This is a genomic window from Mariniblastus fucicola, assembly GCF_008087665.1.
GTDB lineage: Bacteria > Planctomycetota > Planctomycetia > Pirellulales > Pirellulaceae > Mariniblastus > Mariniblastus fucicola.
Map to the genome: position 1 here is coordinate 4,148,791 of NZ_CP042912.1, position 23,102 is coordinate 4,171,892.

Genomic DNA, 23,102 nt, shown 5'->3' on the forward strand with positions numbered 1-23,102 from the left:
TCTTTTCCTCCCGGAAAGAAATGATAGAGCGAACCTTTCTGCGCTTCACAAGCGTCAAGCACCATCGACAACGAAACATTGATTCCGTAGTGCTTGGAAAGTAGCCGGGTAGTTCTATCTATGAAATGTTCGGCGGTGAAACGCGCCAAAACGCACCCCCTGAGGCCAATCGAGCTTAGTCAAGTTAGCCCGGGAGCATAGATGCAGCAGCTTGGCCGCACAAGGAGGTCAAAACGAATGTTCGCTTTCGCGCTGAAATGAGAGATTCTCCCGGCAGGGCCTGCTTGCGCAGCCCCTTGGGGAACGCCTATCAGAACTAAACTGTCGCGCGAAACATGTCGACCGTATCCATCGGAGGAATCTTCCCCGTGAGCTCAAGCTCGTTGGCTTCCGCCTCGATAGCGCCGAACCCGTCCCGAAGCTCTTTCATCACTTTGATCGCATCGGCGAATTTCTTGTCGGCAAGGCTCTGCAACACAAAGTGCAATAGTCGCGCGACGTTGAATGCTACGTCGTGCTCGTCAGCCTTGAGCCCGGAATGGATCGCCAGAACCGTTTTCTGGGCATCGACAAAACTCTGCACGTAAGCCGAATCGTTGTTGGCGTCGAGTGCGGTCTGGCAATCACTCATCTTTTCAATCGCCCGATCATAAAGCTGAAGCAGCAAATCGATGCGTGTCCACCCTCCAAAGATATCCTGTTTTTTGTAGGCTCCAAGTTTTGTTGTCGCAGTGCTCATCAGTAAGATCAATCCTTGAGGTTAAGCTTGTACAGTTGCGGCAGACTGACTTTAGTCGTCGCTGCTACTGCTAATCGTGGAAAGTTGTTGGGTCAGGAAGTCGCCGGTAGTTCGAAGCTCGTTGATTATCGATTCCAGCGCGGTGAATTCGGCGACCAGGTAGGCGCGTTTGGATTCGGTAATCTCTTCGACATTCGCGATCGATTCGTCAATGTCCAGAAGCCGTAACTCAAACGCATCGTCGATACCTTTGAGCGTCCCGTTGTCAGTATCGAGAAATTTGCTGACCAACTGGTCAAGCTGACCTGACACACCACGAGTCACGGTTAGCTCACCCTCACTGCCGGCGTTTATCTGATCGGCCGCGAGTGAAACGCTGACCTGCAAGTCGGCCGAGTATTCGTTGTCTGAATCACCGACCAGAACACGACCGTTGCCAGTCGCGGCTTCGACGACGCCGTCGATAATGAACTCGCCGGCAACGTTTTGCCCAACGTCCGATTCGGCTCCGGTGAATCCCAGTGCACTGGCCGCAGGTCCGGAGATGCTGGAAAGCTTGGAGCTGTTGCCGTATTTATCGGAAACGATCTGAAGGTCTCCGCCTTCGGTGACAGAAACCTGAACACCACGTGTACCAAGCTCACTTGAGTTTTTGATGGTCGACTGAAGGTGAGACGCCAGTTCTTCCTGAGTGTAGGTGCCCTCTTCGAGCGTCAAGGTTTCACTAACGACGCCGTCGAGCGTGATCTGAAATTCGTTGTTGTCGGAATCAATCACGACGGAAGAAGCCAGCGTGCCTTCGCCCGTAATTGACGCTTGCTCTGCAGCCTGCGTGATGTTGACTTCGATCGAAGAATCCGGAGCCACCGTTCGGCTACTGCCGGCGACAAATTCGATTCCCGCGTTGTTGGAGGTTCCATTGAGCCCGAACAGATTGCGAATTTCGTTGGGTTCGATGCCTTCGATCTCTCCTGAAAACGCCTTGTCGAGTTGAGCCGAATCGATTTGCAATCGTCCCTGCGTGTTGATCTCGATGCCGATCGCGGCCAATCGATTCGCACCACCTTCGAGGCCTGGTACTGTATCGATCGCGACCTGCCGTAGCTCATCACGAATCTCGTTGACTGACCGATTCCCCAACAGAGGACTGGCCTGATCGGTGTCCGGCAAGTATTGCGTTTGATTGTCAATGAATTCCATGATGGCATTGAATTCGTTGACGAAATCTCCAATCGCTTCTTTGGCCGAAGTGCTGTCGGAGGAGACTTGAATGGTGACGGGTTTGTCCGGGTCGGCCGAGGTAAGATCGAGCGTCACGTTTTCGATCAAGCCTTCGACCTGGTTGGTTGAGTAGCTGGCTGTGATCGCGCCGGCTCCACTACCAAGCGTGATCAACGCATCAGTTGCAGCCTGGATCGGTTCGCCAGAAAAGTCAGGCTCGGTTCCGCTGCCGACATCGAAGTTTGAACTGACGTTTACCTCATTGGCGGTTCCGGTGTGTTTTGAGGTCAACAGCAAGCGGTACGAGTCAGCGCCCTGGTCATAGATGACGCTGGCGGTAACGTCGTCGAGCTCTTCGTTGATCGTAGTGGCAAGTCCAGCCAGTGTATTGTTGTTCTCATCGATCGTGATGGTCTGTTCAACGCGATCACCGACTTTGAATGAAATTTCTCCAGTCGCGATCTCGGCTGAACTGGAATCGAACCCCTGGGATCCGATTTGATGAGCGGTTGCCAATTGATCGACGGTGAGCCGATACGTACCGTTCGCTGCGCTACTACTGGCTGCGGCAGTCAGAATGTCTTCGTCGCTGGAAACGGCTTGTTGAACATCGAAGACCGAGCTCGCGCTTCGGTTGAGACGGCCGAGTGTATTTTGCATCGTGAGAAGCTGGGCCTCGATGCCTTTGAACGCAGATTGCTGAGTCGTAATTTCTGCTTTGCGGGCGTTGAAGGTATCGAGTTGCGTCTGCTGGAAACCCAACAGGCTTTCGATAATGGTCGAGGTATCAAACCCCGAGACGATCCCGTCGATAGTAAAAGCCATTGGTACGCCTCGTGGCAGACAAAAGGGGGCAGGCAGAAAAAAGAAAGCAAAAGTAGAAAAGAAAAGAAGAAGCGTAAAGCTGCGCTTCTTCGATTGCCGGATCACGACGCCGCGTTTTGAAAGGATTCCAAACGCGACGGTGAATCCGCATCCTCACTATTGGAGAAGTGAGAGGATTCCCTGTGACGTCTGATTCGCGTTGGAAAGAACCGAAGTACCTGCCTGAACAAGAATCTGGCTGTTGGTGAATTTCGAAATTTCCTCGGCGAAGTCTGTGTCACGAATAACAGACTCTGCGTTGACAGTGTTTTCCAAAGTCGCTCGCATGTTATTGGCGATCGATTCCAGAGTGTTTGACTGGAATGCACCGAGAACGCCGCGGATGTTAGAAATCTCATCGTGTGCTGCATCGATGATCGCCAGAGTATCCTGAGCGTTCGCAGCCGATGTAACGTTAATTTCTTCGAGGCTGCTGAAAGAATTTCCTTCAACACCAACGCCCAAGCCAGATGCCAGAACCGAGTTAATCGCAATTGAAGCGGTCTGATTTTGGTTGGCACCAATTTGGAAGACAAGCGAATTGTTGGTAACGGTGACGTTGCCTTGAGCTCCATCGACACTCAATGCAGCGTCTGCTGCATCAGCACCAACTTTAACCGCGAGGCCTTTTGAAGCACCCGATGTTGCAGTCAGAGTTGCACCCGAACCAGCGGCTGCAACGCCGTCGATCGTACCAGCAACATTGACGCCGTCGTCTGTATCGGCTGTCGTTCCGAAACCAGAACTTGTTGCTGCTGCCGCAGTATCTGAGACGACTGAAATCGAAGCGTCTGCACCAAACTGAGTTGTGTAAAGCCGCGTTTGTCCAGCACTGGCTGGATCGTCTTCTGCGATCACGCCTGTTTCACCAGAGAACTCGTTGATTCGAGCAATTACACCAGCCTGATCCAGGCCAGAGTTCAATGTGATGCTAACGCCGTTGACAGTCAGTGTTTCGTCAGCAGCAAGGTTACCACTCTGAGCAGTACCAGCAGTAACGTTCGCACGCTCAGCTTGAGTCGTGACTTCTACAGCGTAGGTACCGGCACTGGTTTGAGCCGTCGACTTCAGGTAAGTGACGTCCGGATCGTCCGCGACGCCAGAAACACCGGCTGAACCGTCAAGCAGGTTCTTTTCGCCGAACTGTGTGTTGTTTGCGATACGGTTGATCGTATCAAGTGCGTTGTCGATTTCGGCCTGGTTGGCAGCGAACGCATCGTCATCGTTGACGCCGGCGTTGGCACTATCCAATGCAAGCGAACGAACTTTCACAAGGATACTGCTGATCTCGTTCAAAGCACCTTCGGCGGTTTGAACAACAGAAACAGCTTTCTCTGTGTTATCGATCGCCTGACGGAGACCGGCGATTTGTGCACGCTGCTTTTCAGAGATAACCAACGCAGCGGGACCATCGGCACCACGGTTAACTTTGAATCCGGAAGACAAGCGCTCGATTGATTTGTTCAAGCTGTTGGAAGAGCGGGTCAAGTTGTGCTGGGCGTTAAGTGCACCAACATTACTGGCAAGTGACAGACTCATAATTTAATCTTTCGTGAATCTCAAAAGGATTGTTAGCACATCCTTGAATTGTTTCAGCATCCTTGCCTGTTCTGGTTGTCGAAAAAAACCGCAAGGGCTACAGATTGAGAATGGCATCCGCGGCGTCGACCGCAGATTTCTGAGTCAGATACTCGCCAACCTCAATTTTCAACTTTATTTCCTGCACGAGACTTTCCCGTACTTCTGAACCGCCACCTAGTAGAGCGTTCAACATTTCAACCGAGCTGGTATCGATCGACGTTGATGCTCCTTCAGGTCCGCTTGCCGCCTGGCTGGAAACATGACCAACTTTGGCTTGCGTCTGTTGAGACTGAATGTGTGGCCGCAATAAATTGTTGCCGTTGTTAATTTCCATTTTGCTGTCCCATCAAATTCGGTTTGCAAAACTGTTGTCGTTGGGTGCCGGCGGAACTTGCCAACAAAATTTTAAAGAGCCCAATGTTTGGAAGACGAAAAGGTTTTGCAGGGCAGGAAGAATTTTCCGATTGCATTACGCGATTCGATTTCGCGGGTCTCGCAAAACTGACTCTTTATTTCATTTCGTCAAGCAAAAGGCGGCATTTTATGTTCCGCATCAAAGTCTGGCTGACGACTGCAATAATTACGGCGGGAGTTGCCGGTGGCGTGATTTTCAACTGGCCAAGCCAAAAACAGGCCGTCGAGAGGGAAAGCCCTACCAATATCGGCGTCGATAACAAGCCGTTGCACTCACGAGAGGGAATACCCTTGTCCACGCCGCTGATCGACAACTTGCAGGACCAGACAGCACTCGATCCGCTAATAGTTGATCTTGACATCGACCACATCGAACAGGGTGACCAATACCTGCTCGCCGGCAACATCGACGGAGCTCATCGCGAGTTCGCCAAAGCGACCAACGATCATCGGGCAGACCCTCCGGCGAGCCTGTTGATCCGACTGGCCCTGGCGACTGAATTGAGGGGTGACCACGAGAACGCCAATCACTTTTATCGAGAAGCAGTACGCAGATCGACGAACGGGTCGACGGCTCAAATTCTCGGGCTGACTGGAGTCGCGAGAACGTGGCAGGCCACAGGTCACCCGGTGGAAGCCCACGAGATGCTTTCCGAACTTTTCCTGCGATATATCTGCAGCGAACAGTTGAATGAAGAAGTCAAATACCAAATCGCTTGCCAACTCGGCGACGTCATTCAGCAGAAGTGCCTGGAAGGTTTGAAAGCACGCGGCGCAATGGATCAGTTGGAGTTCCATTGGCCTGAACCAAGCCTCGATGCGATGGTGGAATTGTTGCAGGACGAAGGCGACGCTCGACCTGCAGCAGCACCGAACAACGCAGACGATCCGCCCTTGGCGAAGTTCCAGGTGTTGCAGCGTCCGTCTCCGGATGTGAATCTGATCGCCGTGGACTCACACGTGCGGCTGACCCAGATCGATGAGATTTTGTACGCATTTGCACAACAGGCAGATCTCGATTTCGAAGCCTCTGTCCTCGCGAGAGACGTGATTACAGGCCGATCATCGCGACTGGATGTTTCCGGAATGCCGCTGGCGATGGTTTTGGATCAGCTCCTTTCTCCGCTGGGATTGATATGGATTCAGCGAAGCGAAACAATTCACATCTACCTGGAATCGGAAGCCGTCGCTGAATCGAGAGACTTCCAGTTTGCAATCGCCGATCGAGTGCTGCGAACGATCGAGCTTGTTCTTTCCCGGGATATCCGCCGGGACGCTGCGATTCTTCATCGCGGCAACATCGCGTTTCTACAACAGGACATCGACACGGCAGCAACCCGCTATGCCGAACTTGAGAAACTGGTACCCAACGATGAACTGGCGGCCCAACTCTCATTCAATATGGCGATCGTAAGTGTTGCGAACGATCAAAACGATGAGGCTATCAGACAAATGTTTTACGCGGTCGACCAATCGCTGGACCAACGATTGCAAGCAAAGAGCTATGCCTGGATCGGTCGACTGGAATTGCAAAACGGTCGATCCGACAAAGCCGTTTACGCCCTCTCGCGCGGACTTGCACTATCAACAAACGCGCAAGTTCGAGAGGACGCGTTGATGAATCTGTCCAAGGCCTATCTGTTGGCCAGCGACCCGTTTTCCGCGAATCGCGTCCTTTTCAATCACGCCGACGCGGTAGTCGACAAATCGCAACGGAGGAAAGCGGCCGTTTTTTCTGCTTACGCACGCTACCTTGGCATGGCAGCCGGAGACGGGTTGCGGAATGAAGCCGAACGGATGGTGGTTGCCCTCGCTTCGATTAGTCCGGAAGACACGGTGGGGTTCGTGGACCGTTTGCTGATCGGGCGAGCATTCTACGAAGTCGGATTCAAGAGTCGGTCTACGGAGTTCCTTCAACTGGCTCTCGAAGCGGCGCCAAATGAGCACTGGAGGCGTCGTGTTGCGTTCGAGCTAGCAACGAATCAGTATCGCGCTGGCGAGCTTTCCGCCGCGGCTGAGCACTACCAGTCACTGGTCGGTTCGACTCCTGACGCGACCAGCCTGTACGCCCAATTGAAGCTTGCTGACATCGCATTGTCTCAGAGAGATCCGGAAAAGTGCCTGACGATTTGCCGGGAAATTTGGCGGCAGAATATTAGCGAGCCGCAGAAAGCTGAAACGCTTTCCTTGATGGGCCGCGCCTACCAGCGACTGGGCCGGCATGAAGTTGCCGCACTTTGTTTCTCCGGGTTACTCCCTCACAAAGTCGTCGAAGCTACTTCGCCGGTTAACCGTCGCCGTTTGCCCACCTATATAGAAAACTAAATTCCAGATGACGCGAGTCCTGACAACGATCTTTGCCACGATTTCCATGATGTCCATCATGGCGGGATCGGCGTGCGCTCAGCTGCAGCGGAACGATGGCAACGTTGCGAGAATCGTTTTCAATCAGGATGTGGTCAGCCAGGACGTGTTTGATCAAAGCCTGTTTAACGAAGTCAGCCAATCGAATCAGGACATTGCAATCGAATCTCAACCACCCAGTCGTTCATCTGATCTCAAATCGGCGCTAAAAGCTTTGATGCAGGAAACGCAACAGCTTCAATCGTCCACACGTTCTCCTGCCAATGATACAACCCCAGGTGAATCGGGCGACGAATGGTCCATGAACCAGCGCCCGAGCATTTCATCGGCGCCACAGGATCTCCGCCCTGCGATGCCTGAAGAGGCAGTCGAGGGGATCGGAAACACGGATGACATCGTCCAACGGATTGAATTGCTCAAGCAGATCTATGCGCAAAAACGAATCGAAGAACAGGCGGTCTCGCAGGCAGACCTGCAACTGCCTTCAAGGTCGATCGCGTCAGCACCGCCAACGACCGCTGCGGCAGAAACAATACCGGGCAACAGTCGCAATTCGTTCAGCCAAAGAACAAACAACCGGATGCCAATTCCTCGGGACGCACGAGCGATGCCAGCTCCTGCAACGACCAACGCACAGCCGACCGAACAGACCGTCTCCGATCCATCGAGAGCGTCTCCGTCCAATGCCAACCGTATTTTCCCTGACCCCGTCAACTTGTTTGAGCTTGGCAACAGCCTCTACCAGACTGGCGAATTGCAAACGGCTCTCGAAGCCTACTCGCAAGTCGATCGCAGTGAAATCACGGCAGCGGAGGCTGTTTGGTTGGATTTCATGATGGCAAGCTGCTATCGAAGAATGGGCAGCTGGGAAAATGCAACCAGCCTGTACAGAGAAGTCGCGAACCAATCTTCGGCTCCGAACCTCGCCAAGCCGGCTCGGCGTTGGTTGAAACAATTGGATCTTCTTTCCAATTCAAAATCATCTTTTGCGCAGATAGAAACTGAAATCAGTTCACTTATTGAAACGGCCAAAGAACATGTCAAACAATAACCTTGAACAGTTCCACAATCTGGTTCTGCAATTGCTCGATCAGTACAAGATCGTGGACCAAACCGTTCAACAGGTACGAACAAAACCAGAAACCGAATCACCCATCGATACGCTTGAAACGATCAAGCAACTGCTGGATCATGTCAAGCAAACTGAAGCCCGGATTCAACCGATTCGCGATTCATTGCAAGCTGCGAATGCGACGATCCCACGACCAACGCAACAGCTGATCGATGAAACGGTGACGATCGTTACTTCGCTGATTCCGAATATTGGAGCTCTGGAGAAAGACGCTGTGGAATCGAGAGAGAAGCTGGCTCCGATCATTCGCGAAGGAGTTCGAGCGGTGAAGATGAAGTCAGCTTATGCCAAACAGACGTCATGAATCAGTCCAAAAGTTTCAAATCCTCGTAACGCAAACCAGAGACTCCTTTCGTATCATTTGGATCGCCTGTGAAATTCTCAATTCCGAAGACTGACGATTCGCGTCTGCCAGAACCCAACGCCATATCTGATTCCAACTCCAATATGCACACATCAAAAACTCAGACCTCACAGCCGCCGATGCTGATCACGCAGTCATCAAAGATTCGTGTTCTGAAGAAGCTTTCAACTCGCGTCGCGAACAGTTCGGCATCCGTCCTGCTTAGTGGCGAAAGCGGCACTGGCAAAGAGTTATTCGCACAACTGATCCACCACGCCAGTCAGCGTTCGGCCAACGCGTTTGTACGAGTCAATTGCGCGGCGTTGCCCGAAAGCCTGATCGAGAGCGAACTGTTCGGTCATGAGAAGGGCTCGTTCACCGATGCGGTTCAGGCCCGAGTCGGACGATTCGAATTGGCCAATGGCGGCACGCTGTTGCTGGACGAAGTCACGGAAATTCCTCTTGCCACCCAAGCTAAACTGTTGAGGGTGCTGGAGGAAAGCGAGTTTGAACGCGTTGGCAGCAACGAGCCAATCCAAACCGATGTGCGGGTCATCGCGACCTCCAACCGGGACCTGCTACAGGAAGTTGAAAAGGGTAACTTCCGGCTGGACCTTTACCATCGCCTCAACGTCGTAGCGATCGAGATTCCGGCACTTCGCGAACGCCTGATCGACGTTCCGCTTTTGGCGATGCATTTCGTGAACCGCTTCCAACATGAAAACGACATCCGTATCCAGGGCTTCACTGCGACCGCGATGCAAGCTCTGTCGCAACACGACTGGCCGGGTAATGTTCGCGAGCTTCGCAACCTTGTGCATCGAGCTTGTATCCTTACAACGCAGTCATTGATTGACGTCGACTGTTTGGACTCGCTGAAATCAAGCTCCGCACCGAGCCAACCGGTGTCAATGCCGGACCAATGGCTGCACACGAAACTGGCTGACATCGAAAAACAGATCATTATCGCGGCCTTGCAAAAGTACGGCAGCAAACGGGTCGTGGCAGAAAAGCTGGGCGTGTCAACTCGCACGCTGACCAACAAGCTTCGGATCTACAGGGAACAATCCGACGGAGACGGCGACGAACTTCTGGGGCGGCCGAAAGCCGCCTAATGCCAATCAGCTGCCTGATTAACTCGAAGGGTTTGCCCTTTCGCTCCCAGGAAAAACATTCTCTCGCCAGGCAATCGTTTCCGGCAGTCCGCCCGCGTGCAGCGGAGACTCTACTGATTGCGACGGTAAGCTGATCTGCCAAGCCTGCAAAGTCCAACGTCCTTCCCAATTGTCCACTGATATCACGATTGGCATCGCATTTGCTTTAGTTTAAATCCTTCCATTCGCAGAGGGATTTAGTGAACAGTTTTCCTGCCAATTTATTCGTCGGTGCCAACACCACCGTTGCCGAAACCGAATCGGGTTTGGGAGAAGACGATGTTGCAGCGCCGATCTCGTTTGAGTCGATCCTGGCGGAACTGGAACTATCGAATGGAACTTCTGCAGACGCCGCGGCCGAACGCGGCGACGAGGACGGAGACCTGCCTCCCGAGTCCGGATTCTTCTCTCAAGCGCTTCAGTTTTCAGATCTGTTGGCTTCGCCTGGAACAGATTCTGAGCTCAGTGTCACCGGCGGAACTCAAGGAACGTCCACTGATGCGACAACTCGCGTTGTTGATGCTGAGACGACTGCCACTACTGACCAATCCGATGAGTCAAATCCACCAGAAAACGCGGCGACCGGGGAGACGGCTGACGCGGAATTGCTCGACCAGCCTGAGATTGAGCCTTCTACAAATGATGAAATGCAGCAAAACACGGACGAGTTAGGGGCAACAGCATTAGAAGAGGGCGACCAGCAATTGGCTGATTCGTCGCAGCAGCAAACGCAAACCGCTGCGGCTCAGTCAACGGGTACGACAGAAGCAACGAACGATTCTTCGTCACCGCAAGACTACGCAGCGATCGCCGTGGCCCAGCAGGAAGCTCGAGTCGCAAGCGAGGACGCCGAATCTACGTCAACCGACCAGGGTGTGACCGCCAATGCCATCGGATCCGATGACGAATCGGACGCAAACCTCGAACAAAATTCGAACTCCGAACGACAAGCTAACGCCGATGCCCAGCCGTTAAACGGGGATCAATCGAATCCATCCTTGCATGATCCAGGCAACCCAAACACGCGGTTCGATGCAAGGTCATTGCCAGAAGATTCTGTCGACCCCACCACGTCGGTTGGACCGTCAGACCACTCGGCCGGCATCGACTTAACGCCGGGAACTTTGCCCAGCGGTGCGGAAGTTGGCATGCTGACGGACAGAGCCACGACGATCAACGAAGCTTCAACAATTGCAAAGTTCGCTCCCGAAATCAGAACGAGTTACGCCGTTGCGTCTCAGGCTAGTCAGGCAATCCAAACCAAGTTTGCTTCGTTCAAAGACGAGGCGTCACAGACCATTTCGCTCACACTCCACCCAGCGGAACTTGGCCAACTGCAGATCACGATCGAGCAAACGTCGGATCAGATGGTCGCTCAGATCACTGCATCCGACTTTAACTCGACAGAGATGTTGCTGCAGGAGAAAGACTTTCTGTTGGAATCGCTTTCCGAGCTTGGCTTTGGCGAAACGTCGCTCGACATTTCACACGGTGGTTCGGATCAGGAACCAATGAACGACGAACAGGATACGAACTCATCACCAAGTTTCACAGCAACGGAAACCGCGGCGGATACCCCCACCGTAGTCCACACACAAACGACGGGCGTCAATTTCGTCGCCTGAAATAGAACATCACTCACCAATAGCGTAAGGAATCGAAATGCCCAGCATCTCATCGCAAGTCGCGACCGTTGACTATTTGCAATTGTTGACCGTACAGCTTCAGAACCAGGACCCGATTGATCCCGTCGATCAGGAGGGAATGATCAGTGAACTTGCCCAGTTTTCAATGCTCGAAGGCGTCGAAGACCTTAACGGTTCGTTTGCCGACATGCTGAGGTTGCAGGAAGTCACTCAAGGCGTTGACCTGGTCGGGAAAGAAGTCAGCTATGAAGACGACATCACCGGCGAAGTCAAAACGGGTACAGTGGATGAACTGTTCACTTCGCAGGACTCGATCAATCTGTTGGTCAACGGCGAAACGGTTTCGATTGGGAAGATCGTTGGCGTAGCGACTTCTACCGCTTAGACAACTCTGGCCGGTAACGTTCTGCCCAGTAACGTTCTGGCCAGCCAAACGCTTGGGGATGACAACGCGATTTGGTACCGCAACTTGATACTGCAACACCGCATACATACTTTCAACTGAGACAAAAAAGATGAGCGCACTGACCACCGGAGTCTCCGGACTTCGAGCACACCAACAACAACTCGACGTGGTGGCCAATAACCTGGCCAACATGAATACGACCGGGTTTAAGTCGCAGATGGCAGCGTTTGCCGACCTGACCTACAACACGGTTCAATCCGGATCTGGAGCCAACGACGCAAACGGCGGCGTCAATCCGCAACAGATCGGATCGGGAGTCCGCGTGAGCCAGATTTCGCGAAGTTTCGGACAGGGCTCACTCGAAACCACTGGAGAACTGCTGGACTTTGCAATCCAGGGCGAAGGATTCTTTGTCCTTGAAGCAGCCGATGGGCAAAACGTTTACTCTCGAGCGGGATCATTCTCACTCGACGAACTCGGCAATCTTGTCGATCCAGCGACGGGATTCCAGGTTCAACGAACAGGAGACGTCGGGGAAAGCAGCGACGAAAACTTTGGATTCCAGGTCGAAGGAACGAATTCGATCAACGTTCCGCTGGGAGCAGCGATACCCGGAACGATTACCGAAACGGTTGACTTTCATGGAAACCTGCCGACGTTTGCCAATCCACCCGGCGTTGAAGTTTTGACTTCAGCTGAACCGTATGCCACGACGACGGGACCTGCCGACGCGACGACTCTGTTGAGTGATCTGACGATTAACACAACAGACTATGTCGTCGGGGACACCGTTGAGATTTCGGGAACCAATCCGGACGGCACACCGTTTACCGCGTCGGTGGATGCCGTCGCGGCGACGATGCAAGACCTCGTCGACGAGGTCAATTCGGTACTCATCGGCGCAGTCGCTGAACTCAACCCCAATGGCACACTGGAGATCACCGCTGACGAAACTGGCGAGGCGTTCGCAAGCCTGACGCTTCAGGACGGTTCTGGCAACGTGGGCGAGACGCAATTCGCAAGAACATCGATGGTCGTTTCCAACGAAGGAACTGACGGTGATTCCTATGAAGTCTCCGTGGAGTTGTTCGACAAACGTGGCACAGACCACCGGGTCGGTTTTGAGTTCTTCAAGCAGTCCGACAACAGTTGGAACCTGGTCGCCACTCTCGAATCCAACTCCGGCGAAACGTTCGACGCCGAAGTCAATAACATCTTCTTCAACGAAGACGGGACGTTTTCGATCGCGGGCGAGACAGGTGACGGAGACACCAACATCGAGCTCAATTTTGATACTGTCGTCGAAACCCAGGTGATTGAACTTTCGTTCGACAACATGAACCATATGGCGACCGACTATTCGCTATCTGTTGTTCAGGATGGCAGCCCTCCCGGAACCCTGGTATCACTGGCCGTTGACGGAACGGGGGAACTTACCGGGCTCTCTTCCAGCGGCAAAACATTCGCGTTGGCTCAGCTTTCGATTGCCAGTTTTGCCAACGTCAACGGACTCGAGGGATTGGGCGGCAACTTTTATCAGGAATCGGTCAACAGTGGAGCGGCCTCGATCGGCACCGGACTTTCAGGTGTCCGAGGCCAGGTGATCGGTAACCAGCTGGAAGGCTCGAACGTTGATCTCGCACTGGAATTCACCCGCTTAATCGTGGCACAGAGAGGTTTCTCTGCGAACGCAAGAACGATTACGGTCGCCGATGAAGTGCTTGAAGAGCTGACCAGTATCGTCCGATAGTGTCCGTTTTTTGCAACGCCGAGACGTGAAGGGAATTCCCTAATTCGTCGCGGCGTAGGCGGTTTTCTACGCGACACGCAAAACCAAAATCTACTTTTGCTTCCCCGACGAGGCCGACTTAGCGTCGACGTCAAAAATACAAGGAAGCTATTATGCATTACGATTTGGTCGTCATTGGAACAGGTCCTTCAGGACAAAAAGGTGCGATTGCCGCCGCGAAAATGGGCAAAAAAGTCGCCATTGTGGAGCGCAATCGCAAAGCTGTTGGCGGCGTATGCCTGCATACCGGGACGGTCCCGTCAAAGACCATCCGCGAGGCGATTCTGTTCCTGACGGGCTATCGGCAGAAAGAAGTCTACGGCGAGCGATATAGCCGAAAGCGACACATCCAGATGGATGACCTACGGAAAAAGCTGTCGGAAGTCGTCGGGCGCGAACGCCGCGTTATCCTCGACCAACTCGAACGGAACTTCATCGACATTTACGACGGTGAAGCTGCTTTCGTCAATGAAAATGAAATCGAAGTCGCCAACAAAGACCGTAGCGTTCGCCTGACGGCTGACTACACGTTGCTGGCGACCGGATCCAAACCGCATCGCCCGACTCACATCCCTTTCGATGGCGAAACAGTTTTCGATAGCGATGAAATCCTGACCATCGAGCGAATTCCCCGCTCGATGATCGTCATCGGTGGTGGAGTGATTGGAATTGAATACGGAATCATGTTTGCGGCGCTTGGCGTGAAAATTACGATCGTCGACGGCCAGGACACGCTGCTTGGTTTCTGCGACAGTGAGATCGTGGATCATCTGATGTTCACAGCCCGGTCTCTGGGAATCACTTTCCGGACTGGTGAGAGCGTCCGTTCGGTCAAACAAGCCAGTCGCAATCGCGTCATCGTGGAACTGGAGAGTCAGAAAAAGATCGTCGGTGAAACGGCGTTTTTTAGCGTCGGGCGAAAAGGCGACACTGAGTTCCTGAACCTCGCTGCCGCCGGAGTAGAAGTCGACAAACGAGAGCGAGTCAAATGCAATGAAAACTACGAAACCTCGTCTCCGTGCGTCTTTGCTGTCGGTGATGTGATCGGTTTTCCGGCGTTGGCCAGCACTTCGATGGAGCAGGGCAGGCAAGCGGCAAGTCGCATCTTTGAGCGTAAGAAAGTTTCGACGGGTGAGATTCCTTACGGACTGTTCACGATTCCGGAAATCGCGATGGTGGGCAAAACGGAGCAAGAACTAACCGCGGAGAAAATTCCATTCGAAATCGGCGTATCAAGATTTGAAGAGTTGGCGAAATCGCAAATCTGCGGCGGCCATGACGGTCTGTTGAAACTGCTCTTTCATCGAGAGTCCCGAAAACTTCTGGGAGTCCATTGCATCGGCGATACGGCAACGGAAATCATCCACATCGGTCAGACCATCATGGCATTTGACGGCACCATCGACTACCTCGCCAACGCAATTTTCAACCATCCTACGATGGCCGAAAGCTACAAAGTGGCTGCGTTTGACGGTTTAAACCGATTGTGCGCCGACGTCGATGATTGCCTTGGCACGCTCTTTGAAGATGCCTCCGAACACGATGTTGATCCCGTCGCAATTCCAGCGACAGTAGTCGACACAACCCTGGAAACGACCTCAGTCAGTTAGAACTTACGTTCAGGCAGCGCCGGACTTTCGGTTGATTCGACTGACGTAGTTAATGATCTCCGCGACCGCCTGGTAGAGTTCGAACGGAATCTGATTGCCGACTTTTGTGTTGGCATACAGGAACCGGGCGACTGGTTTTCTTTCCACAACCGGGACGCCGTTTTCTTTGGCGATGGCAATGATTTTTTTGGCCAGATGATCCGCTCCTTTGGCCAACACAATCGGTGCGTCCATATTGTCGCCGTCATATTGAACGGCAACGGCGAAGTGAGTCGGGTTGGTGATAACAACGCTGGCTTTGGGGACGTCTGCCAGCATTCGGTTGCGGCCCATTTCAGCCTGCAGCCTTTTGATCCTGGCTTTTACCAGCGGGTCACCTTCGTTTTCTTTGTGTTCGTCTTTGATCTCCTGAATGCTCATCTTCAGGTCCTGGGACTGTTTCCATTTCTGGAACGCGAGGTCCGCGACGCCCAGCACGGCAAGCGTCGCCGCAATTGCAATCGAAGCCTGCAGCAAAATCTTGCACATGACGAACATCATGCTTTTGAATGACGTAAACGCTACCATCTCCATCGCGTCAAACTGGGATCGCCCCAAGTAGTACAGGATTCCGACGATGATCGCGGCCTTTCCGATCGAGAATGCTCCTCGAACCACGCTGCTGATTGAAAAAATTCGTTTGAACCCCGAAGGCACACTCATCTTTTCCCATTTCAACGTCATCGACTTGAAGGTCACGTTGAAGTTCGTTTGCAAAGCGCCACCCAGCAATGCCACGATGAACAGAGGCAGCATCAATCCGAGGACGACCATGCCCGTCTTGATCACGTCGGAGCTGAGCGCGTCCGCGATCGAAAGCGGATCCTCAATCATCGGTCGGAAATAGGTGACGCGGAACCGAATATTGTCGCCTAGCGAGCCAAACATCCATTCGCCGACCATCCAGAAATAGAAAGCTCCAACAGCCAACATCACGCCGCCGATTAGGTCTGCGCTATAGCCGATCTGGCCTTCTTCGAACGCCTTGCTAATGCGTTGCGGCGTTGCCTGTTCTGTTTTTTGATCGCGATCCTGATCAGCCATTTTTCAATCGGACGTTCAAACGTGTTTCAATGCTATTGCGACGCAATCGTGGTCAGGACTTCTTCCACATCGGCCTGCATTCGATAGAAGTAGGCCTGAATTGCACCGAAAATTACCGGGCAAAACACCAGCAGGCAGAAAATACCGAATCCGCTACGTATCGACATGCCAACCGAAAACAAATTAAGCGTCGGTGCTGCTTTGTTGAGATACGCCAGCCCAAGCGTCACCAGCATGAACAGAATCGCAACCGGCCCAACGATCAAAAACCCGTAGTCATTCACGCGGTTCAACAGGGCAACCAGTTCTTCAGTCGGCAAACGAAGAACATCGATTTTCCCAAACAGTTGATCAAACGATCCGTGGATGACCAAAATCAGAAAGTGATGCATGTTGATGCCAAAGAAAATCAGAATGGCAAACGCTTCGCAAACTCTTGAGATCAACGTCGACGAATCCTGCGATCCCGGGTCGGATATTGATGCCAGTGACAGCCCCAGTTCCTGACCGATGTACGATCCGGCGATTTTGGCTGGAAGAAAAAACAGCCCAAGCGCGATCGACAGCACAACTCCAATGGTGACTTCTTGCATCATCAGCAACGTACTGGAAACGATGTTCAAGTCGGTCACCTGTTGTGGATTCAAGTTCAGTTTCGCTTCCACCATCCCGTACCAAAACCACGTAAGCCCAACAGCCAAGCCGACTTTGACAGTGTTTGGGATTTGACGTTTGGCAAACAGCGGAAAGAACGCAACGAAAGCGGAAACCCGGGCGAGTACCAAAACGAAAGCAACGACTTGAACTTCAGAAATCATTTCGCATAGCTAACCATTTCAGTCAGCACTCCTTGCGTATAGTTCTTCAGCGTCTCGATGTACCACGGCAACAGCCAGATCATCAGCAGCACAACAGCCACGATCCGGGGAGCAAACGAAAGCGTCTGTTCCTGAATACTGGTCACCGTTTGGCCAATACTGATTAGCAGTCCGACGGCAAGGCTGACCAGGACGACGGGGGCGACCAACAGCAATGCGATTTCGAGGAAGCGTTGCCCCATAGCAACGACGTCATAAAATTCCATTTTCAGCTCCTTAAACGTTACTTGGCCTTTGGCGGTACTCGCAGCGCAGTGACCAATTGCTCTACCAACACCGGGTCGGCGAGTTCAGCCAGAATTTTCGATTTTTGCCGAGTCGGCATTTTGTGCAGCAAACCGGCTGCGAAATCGAGTTTGCCGTTGTTGGCAAACTCTTTGAGATAGTCTGCCGCCTGCTGTGATTCAAGGTTCTCGAACCAGCTTTTGACGAAGTTGATCTTGTTATCCAACTCTTCCAACTTCGACTCTTCATCGACTCCGACGTCTTTCTCCATCGTCGCCAACTCAGCCTTCTTCGTATCAAGCGTCGCCAACAACTGCCTCAACTCCGCCGTCATTTCAGACAACGCCGCGACTTTCGCATCGATGCCTTCGCTGAAAGCCTGCAGTTGATCCTGCTCAGTTTCGATGTCCACGAACAGCAATTTGACGCGCTGTTCTTCCTTGGCCAATCTCATTTCCCGGAGACGAAGATTCTCCTCCATCTGCTTGACCGAATCGCTCATCTGCAAAACGGCTTCGAGCGACATCGAGTTTTCCGGGCGGTGAGCAACCGGCATCTGATCGACCTTTCCGATCTCCGATTCATGCGGCGGCAAAGTCGACGATTGATCAACCGTTTCCTCTTTGGCCACGACAGCCTCGTCCGGTTCTGAGGCCTCCATGTCCATGTAGTATTTGGAGGCCGCAAACGAAACTCCAAACAGAATCATGCAAGTGATTACTGCAGCAACGACAGACTTCATTTCGTTCTCCTCTGATTCGCGGACAGCTTCCCAAGGACTCGATCGTCCGCTTCAAACATGGCTTCCTTTTGCATCGACGCCATTTCTTCGGCTTCGATTTTCTCCAACAGCACGGTCCAACCCTCGACTTTGACTCGCTGTTGGCGAACCTTCTCGAGCAGCTGACTCCGCAGCTCATCCAACGACTCAAGATGTTCATCGAGTTGAGCCAACGTTGACTGCATCCTGTCAGCCCACTCAACGGTATGATTCTTTAGCTCCAACGAAGCCGAATTCTCAAGCTCGGTCAGCGACTCGCGCAAACGAAGCAGTATCGAGTTTCGAATTTGCTTACGTTGCTCGATTGTTTGGTAGCATTGCCGAAGCTCGTTGATGGATGCGTCGAGTCGTTTTTGGTCGAGTGATTCGATACGTTGAAAGCGTTTCTTGCGTGCTTTTTCCATCTTCATCTACGCCGCCCCCATTTGCTTCGACGCCATCAAATAGGCTTTGGCGATGTCGCCAAGTCGTTGCGTGGTCTCGTCAAACCCTGACGGTTGGCCAACGGCCTGTTGCAGGAACTGGTTGACTGTCGGCAGTGCCGCGACCGCAGCGTCTGTCGCGGGGATGGCACCTTTTTGATATGCGCCAATCTGAATCAGGTCCTCGACGTCTCGAAAGCTGGCCACGATTTGTCGCGCGGCGATCGCTGCCTGCTGGTGTTCGTCGCTGGCGACTTCGGTGAACAGACGACTGGCGCTTGCAAGAATGTCAATCGCTGGAAAGTGACCTTTGTGAGCGAGCTTTCGATCGAGAACGATGTGACCGTCAAGAATCGAACGGGCTGCGTCAGCGATTGGTTCATTCATGTCGTCGCCGTCCACCAGAACCGTAAGAATTCCGGTGATCGAGCCTTTTTTCGAAGTACCAAGCTGTTCCAACAGGACAGCCATCTTTTGAAAAACGCTTGGCGTGTAACCGCGGGCCGTTGGCGGTTCCCCCAGCAACAATCCGAGTTCGCGTTGCGCGTTCGAGAGGCGAGTCAGGCTGTCCAGCATCAACAGGACGTCCTTTCCCTGTTCGCGAAACCAACTGGCAATGACGACTGCGGTTTCGCTGGCACGCACGCGAGCCAATGGCGATTGGTCAGAAGTCGAAACGATCAGAACTGATTTCTTTAGCCCTTCTTTTCCCAACGCCTGTTCGACAAACGGGCGTACTTCGCGTCCGCGCTCTCCGATCAAAGCGACGACATTGACGTCCGATTCCGCGTTGCGAGCGATGTCTCCCAGCAACGTGCTTTTGCCGACGCCGCTTCCTGCAAACAGCCCAACGCGTTGCCCGCGGCCCATCGTGTTCAATCCGTCGATCGCACGGACACCGGTCACAAAAGGCAACTCGATGTTGGTGCGATCAAGCGGATTGGGTGTTTCAAATTTGACGTCAACGTGATCGCTGACTCGCAGTTCTCCCAGTCCATCGATGGGGGCGCCGACTGCGTTTACAATTCTTCCCAGCATCGAAAAACCGACTGGAATTTTCATTCTGCGGCCAAGCCCAATGACCTGATCGTCACGCTGGACGTTGTTGTCAGGCTCGAAAGTCATAATCTGAATCTCGTCGCCATCGAAACCGATGACTTCGGAATCGATCGACTGACCATCCTGTGTCTTGATCGTCACCAGTTCGCCGACAGACGCCTTGAGTGACGCACGGATCATGCCCTGAGCACTTCGAAGCCGTCCGATTTCCTGATACATTTCACCTGGCGAAACGTTGATCATGACAAGCCTTCCTCACGTTTGGCGCGGACGGTTTGCATCAGCCTTGATTCCACCAGTTGCAACTGCTGCTCCAAGGAAGCCAGCCGCAGGTTTTGGCCGACATCAACCGAACAATCACCGGGCGAAAGTTGATCATCGACAAGGACTTCCGGAGTGCAGTTGAACCTGGTCGGAATATCGCTTTCGAGAATCCATTTCTGCATTGAGCTGTGACAGCTTGAATGCACTGAAACCTTGAGCACCTCCAATGGGCCAGGCTGATCGAGCATTCGCAGGACGTTGTCACGAAGCCGCTGCTCGATAACTTCATCCGACGAAATCAGGAAAACACGCAGGATTTCCACGGCATACCTCGCCGCAAACTCGTGTAGTTCTGACTGTTGAGCCTTGAGTTGGTTCACCACTTCGCCCAACGCGGACTCGACCGCCTCGGTTGAGATCGTAGTCACAGCGACGGGCTCTGGCTCTTTCCTGACCGCTTCTTCAATTGCTTGAGCAGTCTCGACCGGTTTACCCACGCGGCAGCCTTTGCCAACTACCTGGACGGATTGCACGGGAGCAGTAAATTGTACTGAGAAGTTCGTCATGCTATTCCAGTGTGATCGTTCCAGCTTCATCAAGCTCAGTCAGGGCACGCACGACTTCGGCGCGTCCCATATCGATTTCATCCTGCTTGACGTTTCCTTTGAAACTGAGTTCTTCTTCGAAAGCCGCTCGAGCACGTTTCGACATGTTGCCAAGGATCTTTTCCATCAGGTCGCTGTCGATTCCCTGAACTGCCGACGCAAGAGAATCCGTGCTGGTCTGGCCAAGCACCTGCTGGAGGTCTCGGTCGCTCAATAGGCTGAGATCATCGAACTGATACATCTGTGCCTTAACTTTGTTGCTCAATTCTTCGTCTGTCTTTTGTAACTCGTCCAGAATCGGGCCGCGGATGTGTTTCGGAACCGAGCGAATCAGCGTCACCATTTGCTCCGCAGCGTCCACAACGTTTTCGCGTTTCTCGACCCGTTTGGCGATCTGAACAGCTGTTTCCAAAATTCGTTGCAACACTTCGTTAGAAACCGTGCAAGGTTGGGCAAGTTGCAGGAATACGGCCGGACGGAGCGTGTCTGGCAGGAATTCGAGCGTCTTCGCGGCATGCTCAGTGGCCAGGTTCCGGATCACGATCGAGATGATCAGAGCGTCTTCGTTTCGGATCGCATGGGCCACCTGATACGGATGTAGCCGCGTCAAATCCTGAATATGATTGCCTGTTTCCTTCAGCGGCAGAAACTTTTTCTCCGGCTCGATCTCGACTTCGAAATCTTCTTCAGCCAGTTGCATGATTTTGGGAGCCGGCGTTTCGTCTTCTGGCTCTTCGGAGTCCGCGGAATCGTCCTGAGCCATTTTCTGGTCCACAGTCTTCATCGCGAACCGAAAGTACTTCACAAAATCGTCGACCACGTATTCGACTTCGTCCTGGGTCGGCGGATGAGTCTTGAACTCCTCAAGCGTCGCTTTGACCTGTCTAGAAGTCTCTTCAGGGATGCCTGAGAGCGCAGAACTTGCTGCTTCTCCCCCGACCAGATTCAGGAGCACAGCCAGCATTTCGGATTGCGGAAGTGAATTCATCGCTAGGCCGCCCGCTGATCGTCTTGATCATCTGAACTACCGGCGGCTCCGGCCCAGCTTTGCACGATCTGTGCGAACAACTCAGGATTGTTCTTCATCAACGATGTCAACTGATCCACAGTTTCTAAACGGTTGTCATCAAGACGAACGACGGTTTCGGAAACCGTGGGGGCAGGGCTGACTTTCCGCAGCACCATGAATCCAATCACAAACGCGACGATCGCACCGATTGCCAACGACGCGTTTCGCACCAACTCGTTCCATTGAGTCCAGTCGTAGGGCGGCACGTACGTGTCCTCAACCAACTCTTCTGTTGGAAAAGGAAACAGCTCAACAGATATCGTGTCCGTTGAATCCTTGTATCCGACCGCGTTCTCGACGATGGCCTTCACGCGATCCGAAATGCCAGGCAGCAGAGTTCCGTCTGCTTGAGTTAGAGCTTCCGCGTTTGAGTTAACCAAAACGCTGACGGTCATAAAGTTACGAACTGGCGTCGTGTTCGACTGGGTTTCTTCGGTTGTCGGAACGAGGTAAGTCGTTTTAATGTTTTCCATTTTGCGTTCAACCGACTCGTTCTCGCGACGGCCTTGCTGCAAGTTCGCCTCGACACCCGCCGCACCACCGGGACTGGAGTTGGTCGTCGTTTCCGTATTCAGGTCTTCTTCCGTCGGCACTTTGCCTTCACCGTCGTACTTCGTGACTTTGGTTGAGCCATTGGTGAACGTCAGGTCGAGGCTCACTTGCACGCTCGCGTTCCCATGGCCAAGAAAATGCACCAGCTGGGTTTCGGCTTTGCGAGCCAGCTTTCTCTCGTTCTCGGTCGTGTATTCAATCTGGCTGCTAACGTGTTGCATGCCCTGATCCGAAATCGTGTAATTGCGCCCATCTTTGTCGGTAATCTGCACGGCTTCCGGTGCCAGATCTTCGACCGCAAAGGCAACCAGCGACGCGATCGACGACGCCTGTTGTTCGTTCAGCTGGGCACCGGGAGAAATCGTCAGCAAAACGCTGGCTGTCGGTTTTGAAGTCTTTCGCTCGAACGGGCCCTTGTCCGGCACGTTCAAATGGACATCCGCGTAGTCGACGGCGTTGAGTTTGCGAATCGTTTCGGCGAGGCGTTGCTGCTGCTTTAGCAACGCAATGCGACGGCGATCGGAAGGGCTGCCGAAGGCTCCAGTCATCCCAAACGCTCCTGCCGTTTCCGATTCTGCGACGCCTGCACCACGAGCCAGCATTCTCGCTTTGGAGAAATCACTTTTGGAAACTCGCAAATTTCCGCCTGCACCGGAAAGGTCGTAGCTGATGTTGGCTTTGTCGAGCGCATCGATAACGCGATCCATTTTCTGTGGGTCGACATCGCTGACCAACGTCACGTACGTTGGCTGAGATGACCAATAGCCGACTCCCACGATCGCGGTAACGCAGATGACCATCAACAGCGCGATCCCGATACGTGCTGCCGGCGCAGCATCGTTCCAGATCTCGATGGAGGAATCTACAAATGTTCGAAACGTGTTCAAGCTACTCTCATTGC

At 53.1% G+C, this 23,102-nt stretch carries 21 protein-coding genes; 8 read left to right on the forward strand and 13 right to left on the reverse strand.

Annotated elements, in window-relative coordinates:
• Positions 1–316: 316 nt before the first annotated feature.
• From MFFC18_RS15220 to MFFC18_RS15235, 4 genes are all read right to left on the reverse strand, one after another.
• Positions 317–739, reverse strand: a complete 423-nt coding sequence (locus MFFC18_RS15220; RefSeq protein ID WP_075082157.1) for a flagellar protein FliS — start codon at positions 737–739, stop codon at positions 317–319.
• Positions 740–790: 51 nt separating this feature from the next.
• On the reverse strand, positions 791–2,785 hold the full coding sequence (gene fliD / locus MFFC18_RS15225; protein WP_075082156.1) for a flagellar filament capping protein FliD: 1,995 nt from the start codon (positions 2,783–2,785) through the stop codon (positions 791–793).
• Positions 2,786–2,941: 156 nt separating this feature from the next.
• Entirely contained in the window at positions 2,942–4,363 is a 1,422-nt protein-coding gene (locus MFFC18_RS15230) for a flagellin N-terminal helical domain-containing protein (RefSeq protein ID WP_075082155.1), read from the reverse strand.
• Positions 4,364–4,460: 97 nt separating this feature from the next.
• Positions 4,461–4,739 (reverse strand): hypothetical protein, encoded by a 279-nt coding sequence (locus tag MFFC18_RS15235; protein ID WP_075082154.1) that lies wholly within the window; start codon positions 4,737–4,739, stop codon positions 4,461–4,463.
• Between the two features lie 209 nt (positions 4,740–4,948).
• Here MFFC18_RS15235 and MFFC18_RS15240 point away from each other — a divergent pair, with 209 nt between their 5' ends.
• From MFFC18_RS15240 to sthA, 8 genes are all read left to right on the forward strand, one after another.
• Positions 4,949–7,144 (forward strand): tetratricopeptide repeat protein, encoded by a 2,196-nt coding sequence (locus MFFC18_RS15240; protein WP_148618897.1) that lies wholly within the window; start codon positions 4,949–4,951, stop codon positions 7,142–7,144.
• Positions 7,145–7,151: 7 nt separating this feature from the next.
• A complete protein-coding gene (locus tag MFFC18_RS15245) occupies positions 7,152–8,234 on the forward strand; it encodes a tetratricopeptide repeat protein (protein WP_075082152.1) in 1,083 nt (360 codons plus the stop codon).
• On the forward strand, positions 8,221–8,619 hold the full coding sequence (locus MFFC18_RS15250; protein WP_075082151.1) for a hypothetical protein: 399 nt from the start codon (positions 8,221–8,223) through the stop codon (positions 8,617–8,619). Before MFFC18_RS15245 ends, MFFC18_RS15250 begins: the two co-directional genes overlap by 14 nt.
• 68 nt (positions 8,620–8,687) lie before the next feature.
• Positions 8,688–9,773 (forward strand): sigma-54 interaction domain-containing protein, encoded by a 1,086-nt coding sequence (locus MFFC18_RS15255; protein ID WP_157665011.1) that lies wholly within the window; start codon positions 8,688–8,690, stop codon positions 9,771–9,773.
• Between the two features lie 239 nt (positions 9,774–10,012).
• The gene (locus tag MFFC18_RS15260) at positions 10,013–11,437 is read left to right on the forward strand and encodes a flagellar hook-length control protein FliK (RefSeq protein WP_075082149.1); all 1,425 of its coding nucleotides are present in this window, start codon (positions 10,013–10,015) and stop codon (positions 11,435–11,437) included.
• Between the two features lie 37 nt (positions 11,438–11,474).
• Positions 11,475–11,843 (forward strand): flagellar hook capping FlgD N-terminal domain-containing protein, encoded by a 369-nt coding sequence (locus tag MFFC18_RS15265; protein WP_075082148.1) that lies wholly within the window; start codon positions 11,475–11,477, stop codon positions 11,841–11,843.
• A gap of 130 nt (positions 11,844–11,973) precedes the next feature.
• Entirely contained in the window at positions 11,974–13,614 is a 1,641-nt protein-coding gene (locus tag MFFC18_RS15270; RefSeq protein WP_075082147.1) for a flagellar hook protein FlgE, read from the forward strand.
• Positions 13,615–13,766: 152 nt separating this feature from the next.
• Positions 13,767–15,263 carry a Si-specific NAD(P)(+) transhydrogenase gene (gene sthA / locus MFFC18_RS15275; RefSeq protein ID WP_075082146.1) on the forward strand — a complete coding sequence of 499 codons (1,497 nt, stop codon included), beginning with the start codon at positions 13,767–13,769 and terminating at the stop codon, positions 15,261–15,263.
• Between the two features lie 9 nt (positions 15,264–15,272).
• Here the strand turns inward: sthA and flhB are convergent, their stop codons facing one another.
• From flhB to fliF, 9 genes are read right to left on the reverse strand one after another with little or no spacing between them, the layout of a single operon-like run.
• Positions 15,273–16,346, reverse strand: a complete 1,074-nt coding sequence (gene flhB / locus MFFC18_RS15280; protein WP_075082145.1) for a flagellar biosynthesis protein FlhB — start codon at positions 16,344–16,346, stop codon at positions 15,273–15,275.
• A gap of 32 nt (positions 16,347–16,378) precedes the next feature.
• Positions 16,379–17,164: a flagellar biosynthetic protein FliR gene (locus MFFC18_RS15285; RefSeq protein WP_075082144.1), complete on the reverse strand. Its 786-nt coding sequence runs from the start codon at positions 17,162–17,164 to the stop codon at positions 16,379–16,381.
• A complete protein-coding gene (locus MFFC18_RS15290) occupies positions 17,161–17,430 on the reverse strand; it encodes a flagellar biosynthetic protein FliQ (protein WP_075082143.1) in 270 nt (89 codons plus the stop codon). Before MFFC18_RS15290 ends, MFFC18_RS15285 begins: the two co-directional genes overlap by 4 nt.
• Positions 17,431–17,447: 17 nt before the next feature.
• On the reverse strand, positions 17,448–18,191 hold the full coding sequence (locus MFFC18_RS15295) for a hypothetical protein (protein ID WP_075082142.1): 744 nt from the start codon (positions 18,189–18,191) through the stop codon (positions 17,448–17,450).
• Positions 18,188–18,640: a kinetochore Spc7 family protein gene (locus MFFC18_RS15300; RefSeq protein WP_075082141.1), complete on the reverse strand. Its 453-nt coding sequence runs from the start codon at positions 18,638–18,640 to the stop codon at positions 18,188–18,190. Before MFFC18_RS15300 ends, MFFC18_RS15295 begins: the two co-directional genes overlap by 4 nt.
• Positions 18,641–19,954: a FliI/YscN family ATPase gene (locus MFFC18_RS15305; RefSeq protein ID WP_075082140.1), complete on the reverse strand. Its 1,314-nt coding sequence runs from the start codon at positions 19,952–19,954 to the stop codon at positions 18,641–18,643.
• A complete protein-coding gene (locus MFFC18_RS15310) occupies positions 19,951–20,541 on the reverse strand; it encodes a hypothetical protein (RefSeq protein ID WP_075082139.1) in 591 nt (196 codons plus the stop codon). The genes MFFC18_RS15305 and MFFC18_RS15310 overlap by 4 nt, the downstream gene beginning before the upstream one ends.
• 1 nt (position 20,542) lies before the next feature.
• A complete protein-coding gene (locus MFFC18_RS15315) occupies positions 20,543–21,568 on the reverse strand; it encodes a FliG C-terminal domain-containing protein (protein ID WP_075082138.1) in 1,026 nt (341 codons plus the stop codon).
• 2 nt (positions 21,569–21,570) lie between these two features.
• Positions 21,571–23,088 carry a flagellar basal-body MS-ring/collar protein FliF gene (fliF, locus tag MFFC18_RS15320; RefSeq protein WP_075082137.1) on the reverse strand — a complete coding sequence of 506 codons (1,518 nt, stop codon included), beginning with the start codon at positions 23,086–23,088 and terminating at the stop codon, positions 21,571–21,573.
• Between the last annotated feature and the right edge of the window lie 14 nt (positions 23,089–23,102).

What these genes read in the sequence shown, in the direction of transcription:
- flhB (WP_075082145.1), bottom strand. Translation starts at nt 16,346, where the DNA reads ATGGCTGATCAGGATCGCGATCAAAAAACAGAACAGGCAACGCCGCAA.
- MFFC18_RS15230 (WP_075082155.1), bottom strand. Translation starts at nt 4,363, where the DNA reads ATGAGTCTGTCACTTGCCAGTAATGTTGGTGCACTTAACGCCCAGCAC.
- MFFC18_RS15315 (WP_075082138.1), bottom strand. Translation starts at nt 21,568, where the DNA reads ATGAATTCACTTCCGCAATCCGAAATGCTGGCTGTGCTCCTGAATCTG.
- sthA (WP_075082146.1), top strand. Translation starts at nt 13,767, where the DNA reads ATGCATTACGATTTGGTCGTCATTGGAACAGGTCCTTCAGGACAAAAA.
- MFFC18_RS15265 (WP_075082148.1), top strand. Translation starts at nt 11,475, where the DNA reads ATGCCCAGCATCTCATCGCAAGTCGCGACCGTTGACTATTTGCAATTG.
- MFFC18_RS15300 (WP_075082141.1), bottom strand. Translation starts at nt 18,640, where the DNA reads ATGAAGATGGAAAAAGCACGCAAGAAACGCTTTCAACGTATCGAATCA.
- MFFC18_RS15220 (WP_075082157.1), bottom strand. Translation starts at nt 739, where the DNA reads ATGAGCACTGCGACAACAAAACTTGGAGCCTACAAAAAACAGGATATC.
- MFFC18_RS15310 (WP_075082139.1), bottom strand. Translation starts at nt 20,541, where the DNA reads ATGACGAACTTCTCAGTACAATTTACTGCTCCCGTGCAATCCGTCCAG.
- fliD (WP_075082156.1), bottom strand. Translation starts at nt 2,785, where the DNA reads ATGGCTTTTACTATCGACGGGATCGTCTCGGGGTTTGATACCTCGACC.
- MFFC18_RS15285 (WP_075082144.1), bottom strand. Translation starts at nt 17,164, where the DNA reads ATGATTTCTGAAGTTCAAGTCGTTGCTTTCGTTTTGGTACTCGCCCGG.
- MFFC18_RS15290 (WP_075082143.1), bottom strand. Translation starts at nt 17,430, where the DNA reads ATGGAATTTTATGACGTCGTTGCTATGGGGCAACGCTTCCTCGAAATC.
- MFFC18_RS15245 (WP_075082152.1), top strand. Translation starts at nt 7,152, where the DNA reads ATGACGCGAGTCCTGACAACGATCTTTGCCACGATTTCCATGATGTCC.
- MFFC18_RS15305 (WP_075082140.1), bottom strand. Translation starts at nt 19,954, where the DNA reads ATGATCAACGTTTCGCCAGGTGAAATGTATCAGGAAATCGGACGGCTT.
- MFFC18_RS15240 (WP_148618897.1), top strand. Translation starts at nt 4,949, where the DNA reads ATGTTCCGCATCAAAGTCTGGCTGACGACTGCAATAATTACGGCGGGA.
- MFFC18_RS15250 (WP_075082151.1), top strand. Translation starts at nt 8,221, where the DNA reads ATGTCAAACAATAACCTTGAACAGTTCCACAATCTGGTTCTGCAATTG.
- MFFC18_RS15235 (WP_075082154.1), bottom strand. Translation starts at nt 4,739, where the DNA reads ATGGAAATTAACAACGGCAACAATTTATTGCGGCCACACATTCAGTCT.
- MFFC18_RS15270 (WP_075082147.1), top strand. Translation starts at nt 11,974, where the DNA reads ATGAGCGCACTGACCACCGGAGTCTCCGGACTTCGAGCACACCAACAA.
- MFFC18_RS15295 (WP_075082142.1), bottom strand. Translation starts at nt 18,191, where the DNA reads ATGAAGTCTGTCGTTGCTGCAGTAATCACTTGCATGATTCTGTTTGGA.